The organism is Janthinobacterium sp. 344 (genome assembly GCF_900112025.1).
GTDB lineage: Bacteria > Pseudomonadota > Gammaproteobacteria > Burkholderiales > Burkholderiaceae_D > Janthinobacterium.
In genome coordinates this window covers 192,433-205,900 of sequence record NZ_FOKL01000011.1, presented here as the reverse complement: position 1 = coordinate 205,900, position 13,468 = coordinate 192,433, and the positions used below count along the sequence as shown (strand labels likewise).

Genomic DNA, 13,468 nt, shown 5'->3' with positions numbered 1-13,468 from the left:
TGCACTCGAGCGCCTGGCGCATCAGCGTGGTGTTGCCCACGCATTCAAACGAATAATCGGCGCCGCCGTCCGTCAGCTGCACGATGGCGTCGACGACGTTCTCCACCTCGTTCGGATTGATGAAATGCGTCATGCCGAACTTGCGCGCGATGGCCTGGCGCGCCGGGTTGATGTCGATGCCGATGATTTTATCGGCGCCGACCATCTTCGCCGCCTGGATCACGTTCAGGCCGATGCCGCCCAGGCCGAACACGGCCACGTTGGCGCCCGCCTCGACCTTGGCCGAGAACAAGACGGCGCCCACGCCCGTCGTCACGCCGCAGCCGATGTAGCAGACCTTGTCGAACGGCGCGTCTTCACGGATCTTGGCGAGCGCGATTTCCGGCACGACGATGTAATTGGAAAAGGTGGACGTGCCCATGTAGTGGAACAGCGGCTGGCCGTTCAGCGAAAAACGGCTGGTGGCGTCCGGCATCAGGCCGCGCCCCTGGGTGGAGCGGATGGCCTGGCACAGGTTCGTCTTTTGCGACAGGCAGAATTTGCATTGGCGGCATTCCGGCGTGTACAGGGGGATGACGTGGTCATCCTTTTTCAGGGTCGTCACGCCCGGGCCCACGTCGACGACGACGCCGGCGCCTTCATGGCCGAGGATGGCGGGGAAGATACCCTCCGGATCGGCGCCGGAGAGCGTGTAGTAATCCGTGTGGCAGATGCCCGTGGCTTTCAGCTCGACCAGCACTTCGCCGGCGCGCGGGCCGGCCAGGTCGACTTCTTCGATGGTCAGCGGGGCGCCCGCCTTCCAGGCAATCGCGGCTTTGGTTTTCATGTGAGGTATTCCTGCTCGGTTTCAGATGCGCCATTATCGTGCGCCCGCGGGCGTGGTGGAGCGGTTGGCCCCGCGCTTGTCTGAAAACGCGGCGCATTTGTCCGATGCCGCCACAGCGTGCAGCAGCGCACGGAAACGCCGCGTCCACGCAGCGTATGCTGCATCCGTGCGATGTCCGCTTGCGCCAACTCAATCTTGCCAGTTCCAATACGCGCATTCTCGGCATACGACCTCCGAATGATTCGCCCCGCCATTCGTCCTTCCCGCAGGAGACCGACATGCGCAAGCTACTTCACCCGCGTTCCCCCACCTGGATGGCCCTGCTGCTGGCCTGCTGCCTGGGCCTGCTTGCAGCCTGTGGCGGCGGCCACGACCATCATCCGCCGGGCGCCGGCACGGGCAGCCTGAACGTGACGATCAGCGGCTTGCCGGCCGGCCTGGCCGCTGCCGTGACAGTCACCGGCCCCGCGTCGTACAGCAAGACATTGACGGGCTCAAGCACCCTGGACAGCCTGGCGCCGGGCGCGTACAGCGTCAGCGCCGCCAGCGTCCTACAAGGAACTGGCACGGGCACGATCCGCCTGGTGCCCACGCCCGTGACGCAGCAGGTGCAAGTGAACGCCGGCGCCACGGCCGGCGCCAGCGTCGCGTATGCGGCCACGGCGCCGCTGGCCCTGGCCCTGCAGGAAGTGGCGTCCGGCCTGGCCACGCCCACCTTCCTCACGGCGCCGCCCGGCGACAGCCGTTTGTTCATCCTCGAGCGCCCCGGGCGCATCCGCGTGATGCAGAACGGCAGCCTGCTGGCCACGCCCTTCCTCGACATCAGCAGCCTGACCACCGTCATCGGCGAACGGGGCTTGCTGTCGCTGGCCTTCCATCCGCAATACGCGAGCAATGGCTATTTCTTCCTTTATTACACCAACCTGGCGGGCGATATCGTCATCGAGCGGCGGCAAGTGTCGGCCGGCAACGCCAACGTGGCCGATCCCCTGTCCGCGCTGACGGTACTCACCATCCCCCACCCCACGTTCAGCAACCACAATGGCGGCCTGCTCAGCTTTGGCCCGGATGGCTACCTGTATGCGGGCACGGGCGATGGCGGCAGCGGCGGTGATCCGCCCGGCAATGCGCAAAACACGAATGTGCTGCTGGGCAAGTTGCTGCGCCTGGACGTCAATGCCAGCACGGTGGCCCAGCCGTATGCCATTCCGCCGGGCAACCCGTTTGCCACGGCAGGCGGGCGGCCTGAAATCTGGGCGTATGGTTTGCGCAACCCGTGGCGCTACGCCTTCGACGTGCCGGCCCAGCTGCTGTACATCGCCGACGTGGGCCAGGCCAACCGGGAGGAAGTCGACGTGCGCCCCGTGGGCCAGGCCGGCAACAATTACGGCTGGAACATCATGGAAGGCACGCAGTGCTACAACAGCGCCAGCTGCAACCAGGCGGGCCTGGTGCTGCCCGTCATCGAGTACGGCCATGACAGCGCGGGCGGCTGCTCCATCACGGGCGGCTATGTGTACCGTGGCGCGGCCCTGCCGGAACTAGCGGGCCAATACCTGTATTCCGACTACTGCAGCGGCTGGCTGAAAAGTTTCAGCTACAGCAATGGCGCGGCCTCCGCCGTGACGGACTGGGGCATCGCCAACGTGGGCAATATCGTCTCCTTCGGGCAAGATGCGCAAAACGAGCTGTACATGCTGAGCGGCACGGGCAAGGTCTACCGGATTGTACGCAAGTAAGCGTGCGCAAGCAGGCGTGGCCGCGCACGCCTGAGGGGGCGTTTTTCGACGGGGCGCGGGGAAGCGGCTAGAATTGGCTTTTTCCGCCGCGCCCTGCGCCCCAGCTCAAGAGAACACCATGGCCCGTTTGAAACTTGAATTTCCTGAAGACCAGTACTGCTATTCCTCGCAACTGACGGTACGCACGACCGATATCAATGCCGGCAACCACCTCGGCAACGATTCCATGATTTCCATGATTTCCGAGGCGCGCGCGCGCTTCCTGTTCGAATTCGGCGTGCGCGACATTGAAGCGGACGGCACCGGCATCATCGTCACCGACCTGGCCACTACCTACCGCGCCGAAGCGCATGCGCGCGACCAGCTGCTGTTCGAAGTGGGCGTCATGGATTTCAACAAGTACGGCGGCGACATCACCTTTCGCATCACGCGTCCGCGTGACAACACGCTGATTGCCATGGCCAAGTCCGGCTTTGTGTTTTTCAACTACAAGCGCAGCCAGGTCGTGCCCATGCCGGAAGAGTTCGGCAGCAAGTTCCCGCAGGTGAACTGGATCGATTAAGCGGGCCGCCATGCGGCCATGCTGTATGCTTGCCAGGAAGATAATTAATTCTGGAGCGGCATGCGATCACCGATAAGGGCAAGACTGTGCCTCAGCCTGGCGCTGCTGGGATTGCTGCCGTCCGCGTGGGCGGCGCCGCAAACCGTCATCCTGTACGGCGATGACGACTATGCGCCCTACAGCTATGTGGAAAACGGCGTCTTCAAAGGCATGTACCTCGACATCCTGCGCGCGGCGGCCAGCAAGATGCCCGGCTACCGGCTGGACTTGCAGCCGCGCCCCTGGAAACGGGGACTCGACGCGCTGGAAAAAGGCCTCGTCTTCGGCCTGTTCCCACCCGGACGCAAAACGGAACGCGCCTACGTGCAGCCGTATTCCGCCGTGCTGTACCGCGAATCGGTGGTGCTGTTTTGCCACGATGCCGTGATGCGCACGGCGCGCACGCATTTTCCCGATGACTTCGCGGGCCTGACCATCGGCGTCAACACGGGTTTCCTGCTCTCGGAAAAACTGATGGCGCCGGCGCGCCAGGGGCTGCTGCACCTGGAAGCGGCCAAGGGCAATGAAGCCAACCTGAAGAAGCTGGCCTTGCGGCGCATCGATTGCTACGCCAGCGACCGTGGCGCGGCGCGCCACACGGCACGCCAGTTGCAGGGTCAACTCGCGCACTACGGCTTTCACTTGCGCGAAGTGCTGGAACTGTCGTCCGAAGCGACGTATATCGCCTACAGCGCACGCAACGTGCCGGCCTACAAGGCGGACTTCATCGAACAGATGAATGCCGCCTTGCTGGCACTGCGCCACAACGGCCAGCTGGAACGCATCGAACAGGCTTATTTGCGTTGATTAGCGGCGTCGCACGTGCGACTGCAAGGTCATGACGGGCTTGCTGCGGCCCGTGGGCTTGATGCCAAAGGTATTTTCAAACCAGTCGTCGATCATCTTTTTTTCATAGCGCAGCGCGTCGCTGCTGGAATAGCGGTTGATGCGCTGCAAATACGACATATCGGACAGGGCCGCATTGCCGCTGGCGATCACCTTGCCGTCCTGTTCCAGCACATAGCGCAGGCGCATGCGCGGCCAGTCGGTACGGCCATCCATGACGCGCACGTCCATGGTGCCGCGGCGCATCGGATCTTCACGGCCAGCCAGATCGACATCCGTGACCTCGATCTGCAAATCCTGCCCCGGACGCAAGCCCTTGCCCAGCAACTGGAAATGCTCCGCCAGTCCCGCCAGGATTTGCTCGCGGTCGCGCGTGCTGAACGGCATGTCCGAATAATCATCGGGCTTGCTGAAATTGACTTGCACACCGGCCCAGGCGCTGCTGCTGGCAAGCAGCGCCAACGCCGCGACCCATGTTTTCGTCGCCTTGGAAATACGCATATTCATCCCTTTCAGAAAGACTGACTCACAGGCAGTGACTGCAATGCCATTCATTGCAGTGCCTGGCTTCAATATAGCCTGAAGAGAAAATTTCTGGAGCGCAATACAGCGCACGGCGTGCGCCGTGGCTGACTTATTTGCGCGCCTGGCGTTTCGCCTGCGTGCCAAAGGTCTTCGCAAACCAGTCGTCGATCATCAGCTTCTCATAGCGCAGCCGCGTATCGCCGGCATAGCGGTTGATGCGGCTCATGTACGACATATCGGACAAGTCGGCATCGCCGCTACTGATCACCTTGCCATCCTGCTCCAGCACATAGTGCAGGCTCATGCGCGGCCAGTCGGCGCGGCCATTCAGCACGCGCAAGGCATTCGCACCATGCATGCGCGGTTCCTCGCGCCCCGCCAGGTCCACATCCGTGACAGCGATTTTCAAGGTCTGCTCGGGCTTGAGCGACTCGCCCAGTTTCTCGAAATGCTGGCTCAAGTCCTTCAGGACTTGCTCGCGCTCGCGCTGGTCGAATGGCAAATCCGTAAAGCGTTCCGGTTTATCGAAACGCACCTCCGTTCCCGCCCAGGCGGCGGTGCTGGCCAACAGGGCCAGGGCAGCCAGCAGGACCCGCGTCGATTTCTTCTTTTGCATGATGTTCTTCCTTTCATGAACAGGGTGGGCGCACTAGCCCCCTGATATCCATTCAATATAACGTCAAGTGCCCGCTTGGGAAGCGAAATTCATACCTTGTTACGTTCTTTCGCCGCCGTTCACCGGCGCTTGCGGCCGCAGTTTTTTTGCGGATTCATTAGCAATATTAATTAAAACAAAGTATTGTCTTGAAAATATAGTTGCCTAAGCGATAAAGTATACGTAGTGACACGCGCGGACAATTTAAAGTACTTTCTTGACATGCATGTTGCATGAATTACGTCAATTATTATTGCTTATTGTTAATACTTGGCTGTCGGTCTACAATCGACAAACTGCGCCGAAAAAACGCGCAACGCCGTTAGCGGCGCACAGGAACTCCTGGCGCGGGCGTCTTAGCATTGCGTCAGTTATGCCTTTTAGCGGAACTCGCCCTTATGTCATTCTTGTCTTCAGCATCGCCCAAGTTACCTCCCTGGAAAGTCCTGCTCGTCGATGATGAACCCGACATCCATGACATTACCAAGCTGACGTTGAGCCGTTTCCGCCTGGAAGGCCGGGCGCTCAGTTTCGTGCATGCCTACAGCGGCGCCGAAGCCAAGCAGGTGCTGGCGCGCGAGTCCGGCATCGCCCTCGTCTTCCTGGACGTGGTGATGGAGCGCGAAGACAGTGGCCTGGAAGTGGCGCGCTGGATGCGCGAAGACCTGGGCAACCAGTTCACGCGCATCGTCCTGCGCACGGGCCAGCCGGGCCAGGCGCCGGAAGAGCGCGTGATCGTCAACTACGACATCAACGACTACAAGGAAAAGACCGAACTCGACCGCACCAAGCTGTTCACCACCACCTTCGCCGCCCTGCGCGCCTACCGCGACATCATGAAAGTGGAAGAGGCGCGCCTGGCCCAGCTGCATTACCGCGAAGGCCTCGAGCGCGTCATCGCCGCCTCGGCGCACATTTTCAAGCAGCGCAACCTGCGCGACTTCGCCAGCGGGCTGCTGCAGCAAGTCGTCGCCCTGCTGCGCCTGGAAACGAGCATGCTGTTGCGCCTGCGCGGCGCCAGCGCCATCTCTGGCGAGCAGGACTATGAAATCCTCGCGCAGATCGGCGACACGGACGACGGCATCCTCAGCCCTTCCCTGCTGTCGCAGCTGGACCATGCGAAGAGCAATAAAATCTCGCGCCTGCATGGCGACACCTATGTCGGCTATTTCCCCAACAGCAGCGGCAAGGCCTCCCTGCTGGTATTGAAGGGCGTGGAAGAAATTTCCGACCTCGACGCGCAGTTGCTGGAAGTATTCTGCTCGGGCGTGGCCATCGCCTTCGACAACATCCTGCTGACGCAGGAAATCACCGATACCCAGGCCGAATTGATCCTGCGCCTGGGCGACGTGGTCGAATCGCGCTCGCACGAGGGTGGCAACCACGTGCGCCGCATGGCCGAAGTGTGCCAGCTGCTGGCGCAGGCGTCCGGCATGTCGGAAGAAGAAACCATGGTGCTGCGCCACGCGGCGCCCATGCACGACATCGGCAAGATTTCCACGCCCGACGCCGTGCTGCTGAAACCGGGCAAGCTCGACGCGGCCGAGTGGGAAATCATGAAGCAGCATCCGACGGTGGGCATGTCCATCTTGGACGGCTCGCAGCGCCCGCTCCTGAAGGCGGCCGCCGTGATCGCCCACCAGCACCATGAAAAATACGATGGCAGCGGCTATCCGCAAGGGCTGGTCGGCGAGAACATCCACAAATACGCGCGCATCGCCGCCGTGGCCGACGTCTTCGACGCCCTCATGCACAAGCGCTGCTACAAGGACGCCTGGCCCCTGGAACGCGTGGTTGGCTACCTGCGCGAAGTGAGCGGCAGCCACCTCGATCCGCAGTATGTGGAATTGCTGATTGCGAACCTGGACGAAGCGCTGGCGTTGAACCAACGCTTCCCGGATTAGCTCCCGATGTAACCCAAGAGCAAATACCGGGGTCAGACCCCGAGGGTCTGCCCCCCGCACACCAGCAAAACACGCTTCGGCCCCAGCCCCCGACACGGGCGCTCCGGGCCAAGCGGACCTGAAAAATGTCGAGGGCAAGGCGCAGCGACGCAGACAGTACGCAAGTACGGCAAGGAGCTGCAACGCCGCCATCGGCATTTTCTCAGGCCCGCGTCTCCGGCCCGCCGTTTTCACGCTTCAAATTTCAAGCACTCTTCGGCTCCGCAGATCGGATTAGGCGATACGCACGCCAGCAAAACACGCTTCGGCCCCAGCCCTTTCCGGGCCAAGCGGACCTGAAAAATGTCGAGGGCAAGGCGCAGCGACGCAGACAGTACGCATGTACGGCAAGGAGCTGCAACGCCGCCATCGGCATTTTCTCAGGCCCGCGTCTCCGGCCCGCCGTTTTCAGGCTTCAAATTTCAAGCACTCTTCAGCTCCGCAGATCGGATTAGGCGATACGCACGCCAGCAAAACACGCTTCGGCCCCAGCCCTCGACACGGGCGCTCCGGGCCAAGCGGGCCTGAAAAATGTCGAGGGCAAGGCGCGGCGACGCAGACAGTACGCGTGTACGGCAAGGAGCTGCAACGCCGCCATCGGCATTTTCTCAGGCCCGCGTCTCCAGCCCGCCGTTTTCAAGCTTCAAATTTCAAGCACTCTTCGGCTCCGCAGATCGGATTAGGCGATACGCACACCAGCAAAACACGCTTCGGCCCCAGCCCCCAACACGGGCGCTCCGGGCCAGGCGGGCCTGAAAAATGTCGAAGGCAAGGCGCGGCGACGCAGACAGTACGCATGTACGGCAAGGAGCTGCAACGCCGCCATCGGCATTTTCTCAGGCCCGCGTCTCCGGCCCGCCGTTTTTAACCTGGCCGCCGGCGTCGGATGACGCGGCCTTGCCGCTAATCCGACCTACGTGGCTCCAGCGGAAAGCGGATCTTGTAGTGCAACCCCATGCCCGGCGCGCTGACCACCTTCACCGTGCCACCGAGCGGCCCCGTCACCAGGTTATACAGGATATGCGCGCCCAGGCCGCTGCCGCCGGAACCGCGCTTGGTGGTGAAGAAGGGGTCGAACAGCTGGCCCAGGGTGGCGCTGTCCATGCCCATGCCGTCGTCGCTGTAATCGAGTTCCAGCATCTCGCCGGCCGTGCGCACGCTGATCTTGATCTTGCCCGGCTCGCCTTCGGCAAAGCCATGCACCAGTGAATTGACCACCATGTTGGTGACGATCTGCGAGACGGCGCCCGGATAGCTGCGCAGCTGCACGTCCGGCGCGCAGTCGATGTCCACCTTGACGGGCTTGCCCTTCAGCTTCGGCTGCAAGGAGAGCAGGATTTCATCGAGGTATTTCCGCAAGTTAAAGCTGCGCAATTCGTCCGACGACTGGTCCACGGCCACCTGCTTGAAGCTGCGCACCAGCGCCGCGGCGCGCTGCGTGTTCGTCGTCATGATGCGCAGGGTCTGGTCGATGATGTCGAAAAACTGCCGCAAGCCGTCTTCATCGAGCTGGCCGCCTTCCAGGTCTTCGCGCGTGAGCTTCAATTCCTGCACCAAATGGCTGGTGGCCGTCACGCAGATGCCCAGCGGCGTGTTGATTTCATGCGCCACGCCCGCCACCAGGCGTCCCAGGGACGCCAGCTTTTCCTGCCGCACCAGTTCCGACTGCGCTTCCTGCAGCGCGCTCAAGGCGCTGTTCAGGGCCGCGTTCTGCTCTTCCAGCGCTTCCTTGGCCTGGCGCATGGCGCTGTCGGCCTGGATGCGCGCCATCGCCACGGCCACGTGGCTGGCCATGAAAGCCAGCACGTCCAGTTCCGCCTGGCCATACACGACGGACTCGTCATAGCTTTGCACGATGATCACGCCATATTTCCGATCACCGAGCAGCATGGGCGCGCCCATCCAGCTGGCGATGCCGGTATTGCCCAGCGGCTCGTCCATCTCGCCGCTGGCCACCAGCGCCGCATAGCTGTCCGCGTCGAGCAGGCAGGCCTGGCGGCGCGCCAGCACGTACGAGCTCATGCCGATGCCGTAATGAAAGCGCTTCACGGGCGCCTGCGCATCTTTTTCATCGACAAAATACGGGATCGTGATGTCCTTGTTTTCCGGGTGGTACAGGGCGATGAGGAAATTTTTCGCCGTCACCAGTTCGCTGATGATGGCGTGCAGGCGCGTGTACAGGGTGGTGGCGTCAGCCGCCTGCGCCGACAGGCTGGCGATTTCATACAGCGCATGCTGCAGGTTTTCCGCGCGCCGACGCTCGGCCACCTCGTGCGCCAGCAGGGCCGTGCGCTCCTGCACCGCCTTTTCCAGGCGGTCCATGCTTTGCATGCCCTGCAGGGCGCTCGACACGTGCGTGGCGATCAGCGCGAACAGGGCCTGGTCTTCCAGGCTGAAACGGTGCTCGGCGTCATAGCTCTGGATGACGATGGCGCCCAGCACCTGGTGCTGCTGGTCCAGCAGGGGACAGCCGATCCAGTGCTCGGCCGCCGTGCCGCCGCCCCAGGCGCCGCCGCCGATGGCGCGCATGGCGTCGTCGTCGGCCGTCATCACCAGCTGCTTGCGGTTGACGATGACCCAGGCCGTGGGCGACTGCGCGGCGCTGGCCAGGCGCACGCCCACTTCCGGCGCGGGCGCGGCGTCGAATTCATCGACAAAATACGGAAAGCGCACCAGGCCGTCGTCGCGGTCGCTGAGCGCGACATAAAAGTTCGCTGCATACATGATGCGCCCCAGCGCCGCATGCACCGCCTGCAGGAATTCGCTGATATCGCTGCAGGTGCTGGCGCGCTGGCCGATTTCCAGCAACACGGTCTGGACGGCTTCCAGACGGCTGAGACGGCTTTCCATGGATAGACAAGTGCCTTCTGTAAATATGTTCTGAAAATCAATATTATCAGTTCATTCCCGCCTTGGCACGGCATAAAACGGAGATTCTTGCCTTGATGCACGACAACACGCGCCACGCCGGCATTTGCCACCTTGGCGATACAGTGGCAGACTAGGCGCCTCCCCATAGATCAGACCGTCCTCATGACCGCCACGCTACGCGCCTCGCTTCGCCCCTACACCCTCGCCGCCCTGCTGGCGTTTGCCGCGCTGGGCATGCCGCCGCTGTGCGCCGCGCCGGCCAAGACGCCGGCGGCGGAGACGGCCGATGGCGGGCGCTACTTCGGCCCTCTGGTCGACGGCAAGATGCATGGCCAGGGCCGCCTCGAATACGCCAGCGGCGCGTTTTATGCAGGGGGGTTCGCGCGCGGCGTGTTTTCCGGCCAGGGCACGCTGCGCCAGGCCTCGGGCGTGGAATACGTGGGCGCCTTCCGCCAGGGCGCTTTCGACGGCCAGGGCCGCTACACCTCGCCCAAGGGCGAGCTGTACGAGGGCAGCTTCGTCAAGGGCAGCTTCGAAGGACAGGGCCGCTTCCAGGGTGCCGACGGCGCCACCTTCGAAGGGCATTTCCAGCACTGGCGTCCGCATGGCGCCGGCAAGCTGACCGACACGGACGGCACCGTCTTCGAAGGCGAATTCGTCCAGGGGCAAGTGCTGGGCAAGGCAAACGTCACCACCAGCGACGGCATCCATTACGAAGGCGCACTGAAGGACTGGAAGTTCGAGGGCGAAGGCGTGCTGCGCACGGCCGAGGGCGATGAATACCGGGGCAGCTTCAAGAATGGCCAGTTCGACGGCAAGGGCGTGCTGCGCTACGCCGTGGCGCAGGCCGATGGCAGGAAAGAGGACAGCGGCAACTGGACGGAAGGACAGCTGGACGACCCGGCCGCAGACAAGCTCACGCGCGACAACATCGAGCTGGCCCTGTACCACCAGCGCAGCCTGCTCGACGGCGCCCTGGCCCGCATCGCACCCCGCGATGCGGCGAAAAAGATCAACCTGTACCTGCTGGGCGTGGCCGGCGATGGCGCGCAGGAAGTGTTTCACCGCGAAACGGCCTTCGTGCAGCGCCAGTTCGACCGCGATTTCGGCACCGTGGGCCGCTCGCTGATGCTCGTCAACAGCCGCAACACGGTGGCGCAGCAGCCGATGGCCACGCGCACCAGCATCGCCGCCAGCCTCGATGCGCTGGGCGCGAAGATGGACAAGGCCAACGACATCCTGTTCCTGTTCCTCACCAGCCATGGTTCACCCGAGCATGAACTGGCGCTGGCGCAAAACGGCATGGACCTGCACAGCCTGCCTGCGCACGAGCTGGCGGCCATGCTCAAGCACAGCGGCATCCGCTGGAAAGTCATCGTCGTTTCCGCCTGCTATGCGGGCGGCTTCATCGCGCCGTTGCAGGATGAGCACACCCTCATCATCACGGCCGCGCGCAGCGACCGCACCTCGTTCGGCTGCGACGACCAGAACGATTTTACTTACTTCAGCGAAGCGTATTTCAAGGAAGCGCTGCCCAGGAGCAGCGGCTTTGCCGAAGCGTTCGACAAGGCCAAGGTGCTGGTGCAGGCACGCGAGGCGGCCGATTTCCGCGAAGGTGGCATGGAAGCGGAAGAGCATTCCGAGCCACAGATCTTCCAGGGCAAGGCCATCGGCGCGCAGCTCAAGGCGTGGCGCGCCCAGCCGCGCTAAGCGCAGCGCAGCCTTGCTACTTTCTGTACAATAGCCGTCACCATGCGCCGATTCCTCCTCATTTTGCTGCTGTTCGTGCTGCCGCTCCAGATGTCCTGGGCCGCGGCCAGCGCGTATTGCCAGCACGAAGAAGGCAAGGCGGCGCAGCACCTGGGCCACCACAGCCACCAGCACAAGGCCGACGCGGACAAAAAACCCGTGGCCGACAAGGCTGACAAGCAATCCAAAGGCCAGCCGCACAGCGACTGCAACGTCTGCCATGGCATCGGCCACGCGTGGCTGCCGGCCGGCTCCAGCCTGCCCATCGGCGACATGGCGTCCGTCAACGCGGACACGTCCCCCTTCTTTTACGCTTCCCACATCCCGGACGCACCCAAGCGCCCCGACTGGTCGTCGGCCATCTAGGCCGACGGGACGTTACTTTCACAGATCGCAATATGCGGGCCTGACTAAAGCAGGCACAAGCCTGCGCGTCCCGTCGAATTCTTTTCCATGCTTTTGGAGAATTCGATGTACCGCATCATCTTGTTACTTTCCGCTGGCCTACTGGCCGGCAACTTTGCGCACGCGCAAACACCTGAAGAACCCGCCGCTCCGCTGACCCTGCGCGCCGCGCTGCGGCTGGCCGAAGGCGGCAACGCCACCCTGTCGGCCGCCCGCCATGAACTGGCGGCGCAAGGCGGTGCCCTGCAGCAGGCGCGCGCCCTGCCCAACCCGGAATTGCAAACCGTGCTGGAAGACACGCGCCGCGCCACGCGCAGCACCACCGTGCAGCTGAACCAGTTGATCGAACTGGGCGGCAAGCGCGGTGCGCGCACGGCCGCCGCCCAGCGCGGCGAGGACGTGGCGCAAGCGGGCCTGGCCCTGCAGCAGGCGAACACGCGCGCGGCCGTCACGTCCGCGTTTGTCGACGTGCTGGCGGCGCAGGAAGGCTTGCGCCTGGCCGACAGCGCGCAGGCGCTGGCCGCGCGCGCCAGCGACATCACGGCGCGCCGGGTGACGGCCGGCAAGGCCTCGCCCGTCGAGGAAACCCGCGCCCGCGTGGCCGAGGCCAGCGTGCGGCTGGAACTGAACCTGGCGCGCAGCGCGCTGGCCAGCGCCCGCAAGCGCCTGGCCGCCCTGTGGGGCAACGCCACGCCCCGTTTCACCGAGGCCGATGGCCGGCTGGAAACCCTGCCGGAATTACCGCCAGGCAGCGAGCTGGCGGCGCGCCTGGCGCACGCGCCCGCCGTGCGCCAGGCGCAAAGCGCGCTGGCGCAACGGCAAGCCCTGCTCGACGTGGAACAGCGGCGCGCCACGCCCGACGTCACGGTGAGCATCGGCATGAAGCGCTCGGAGGAACTGGGCCGCAACCAGGCCATCGTCGGCCTGGCCCTGCCGCTGCCGCTGTTCGACCGCAATGCGGGCAACAAGCTGGACGCCCTGCGCCGCAGCGACAAGGCCAGCGACGAGCTGGCCGCCGCCCGCATCGACGTGCAAACGGCCGTGGCCGCCGCCAGCGAACGCCTGGCCACGGCGCGGCTCGACGTGGAAAGCTTGCGGCGCGACATCTTGCCCGGCGCCCAGAGCGCCTACGACGCGGCCAGCAAGGGCTTCGAGTTCGGCAAGTTCGCCTTCCTCGACGTGCTCGATGCCCAGCGCACCTTGCTGCAAGCCAAAAACCAGTACCTGCGCGCCCTCACCGAAGCGCACCAGGCCGCCGCCGACATCGAGCGCCTGCTGGGCGCACCCGCTTCCCTCTAAGGAATCCCT

The 13,468-nt window shown here is 63.8% G+C and carries 11 protein-coding genes; 7 read left to right on the top strand and 4 right to left on the bottom strand.

What is annotated here, in order from left to right; genetic code table 11:
* Positions 1-826: zinc-binding dehydrogenase (locus BM193_RS24755; RefSeq protein WP_092832542.1), on the bottom strand; the 826-nt coding region annotated here is incomplete at its 3' end.
* A gap of 278 nt (positions 827-1,104) precedes the next feature.
* Between BM193_RS24755 and BM193_RS24750 the strand changes: the two genes are divergently transcribed.
* The 3 genes from BM193_RS24750 to BM193_RS24740 all read left to right on the top strand — a co-directional run bounded on the left by BM193_RS24750 (position 1,105) and on the right by BM193_RS24740 (position 3,973).
* Positions 1,105-2,565, top strand: coding sequence for a PQQ-dependent sugar dehydrogenase (locus BM193_RS24750; RefSeq protein ID WP_092801703.1), 1,461 nt, complete (start codon positions 1,105-1,107; stop codon positions 2,563-2,565).
* Between the two features lie 118 nt (positions 2,566-2,683).
* Positions 2,684-3,127 (top strand): thioesterase family protein, encoded by a 444-nt coding sequence (locus BM193_RS24745; protein WP_071079638.1) that lies wholly within the window; start codon positions 2,684-2,686, stop codon positions 3,125-3,127.
* A gap of 60 nt (positions 3,128-3,187) precedes the next feature.
* Complete coding sequence (locus BM193_RS24740) at positions 3,188-3,973, top strand: substrate-binding periplasmic protein (protein WP_092801706.1); 786 nt, start codon at positions 3,188-3,190, stop codon at positions 3,971-3,973.
* Here the strand turns inward: BM193_RS24740 and BM193_RS24735 are convergent, their stop codons facing one another.
* Both BM193_RS24735 and BM193_RS24730 read right to left on the bottom strand, forming a co-directional pair.
* Complete coding sequence (locus BM193_RS24735) at positions 3,974-4,513, bottom strand: DUF3016 domain-containing protein (protein ID WP_092802143.1); 540 nt, start codon at positions 4,511-4,513, stop codon at positions 3,974-3,976.
* 133 nt (positions 4,514-4,646) lie between these two features.
* Positions 4,647-5,153, bottom strand: a complete 507-nt coding sequence (locus tag BM193_RS24730; RefSeq protein ID WP_092801709.1) for a DUF3016 domain-containing protein — start codon at positions 5,151-5,153, stop codon at positions 4,647-4,649.
* Positions 5,154-5,590: 437 nt separating this feature from the next.
* On the opposite strand from BM193_RS24730, the gene BM193_RS24725 reads away from it, so the two are divergent.
* Positions 5,591-7,096 (top strand): DUF3369 domain-containing protein, encoded by a 1,506-nt coding sequence (locus BM193_RS24725; protein WP_092801712.1) that lies wholly within the window; start codon positions 5,591-5,593, stop codon positions 7,094-7,096.
* 942 nt (positions 7,097-8,038) lie between these two features.
* On the opposite strand, the gene BM193_RS24720 is transcribed toward BM193_RS24725, so the two are convergent.
* Positions 8,039-9,985 (bottom strand): GAF domain-containing sensor histidine kinase, encoded by a 1,947-nt coding sequence (locus tag BM193_RS24720; protein ID WP_092801715.1) that lies wholly within the window; start codon positions 9,983-9,985, stop codon positions 8,039-8,041.
* A gap of 183 nt (positions 9,986-10,168) precedes the next feature.
* Here BM193_RS24720 and BM193_RS24715 point away from each other — a divergent pair, with 183 nt between their 5' ends.
* From BM193_RS24715 to BM193_RS24705, 3 genes are all read left to right on the top strand, one after another.
* Positions 10,169-11,716: a C13 family peptidase gene (locus tag BM193_RS24715; RefSeq protein ID WP_092801718.1), complete on the top strand. Its 1,548-nt coding sequence runs from the start codon at positions 10,169-10,171 to the stop codon at positions 11,714-11,716.
* Positions 11,717-11,758: 42 nt separating this feature from the next.
* Positions 11,759-12,121, top strand: a complete 363-nt coding sequence (czcI, locus tag BM193_RS24710; RefSeq protein WP_092801721.1) for a cation efflux protein, CzcI family — start codon at positions 11,759-11,761, stop codon at positions 12,119-12,121.
* A 105-nt stretch (positions 12,122-12,226) separates the two neighbouring features.
* Complete coding sequence (locus BM193_RS24705; protein WP_139176308.1) at positions 12,227-13,459, top strand: TolC family protein; 1,233 nt, start codon at positions 12,227-12,229, stop codon at positions 13,457-13,459.
* Positions 13,460-13,468 lie beyond the last annotated feature (9 nt).

Bases quoted from the DNA above. Each gene is read 5' to 3' on its own strand.
- BM193_RS24750 (WP_092801703.1), top strand. From the start codon at position 1,105: ATGCGCAAGCTACTTCACCCGCGTTCCCCCACCTGGATGGCCCTGCTG.
- BM193_RS24745 (WP_071079638.1), top strand. From the start codon at position 2,684: ATGGCCCGTTTGAAACTTGAATTTCCTGAAGACCAGTACTGCTATTCC.
- BM193_RS24740 (WP_092801706.1), top strand. From the start codon at position 3,188: ATGCGATCACCGATAAGGGCAAGACTGTGCCTCAGCCTGGCGCTGCTG.
- BM193_RS24735 (WP_092802143.1), bottom strand. From the start codon at position 4,513: ATGCGTATTTCCAAGGCGACGAAAACATGGGTCGCGGCGTTGGCGCTG.
- BM193_RS24730 (WP_092801709.1), bottom strand. From the start codon at position 5,153: ATGCAAAAGAAGAAATCGACGCGGGTCCTGCTGGCTGCCCTGGCCCTG.
- BM193_RS24725 (WP_092801712.1), top strand. From the start codon at position 5,591: ATGTCATTCTTGTCTTCAGCATCGCCCAAGTTACCTCCCTGGAAAGTC.
- BM193_RS24720 (WP_092801715.1), bottom strand. From the start codon at position 9,985: ATGGAAAGCCGTCTCAGCCGTCTGGAAGCCGTCCAGACCGTGTTGCTG.
- BM193_RS24715 (WP_092801718.1), top strand. From the start codon at position 10,169: ATGACCGCCACGCTACGCGCCTCGCTTCGCCCCTACACCCTCGCCGCC.
- czcI (WP_092801721.1), top strand. From the start codon at position 11,759: ATGCGCCGATTCCTCCTCATTTTGCTGCTGTTCGTGCTGCCGCTCCAG.
- BM193_RS24705 (WP_139176308.1), top strand. From the start codon at position 12,227: ATGTACCGCATCATCTTGTTACTTTCCGCTGGCCTACTGGCCGGCAAC.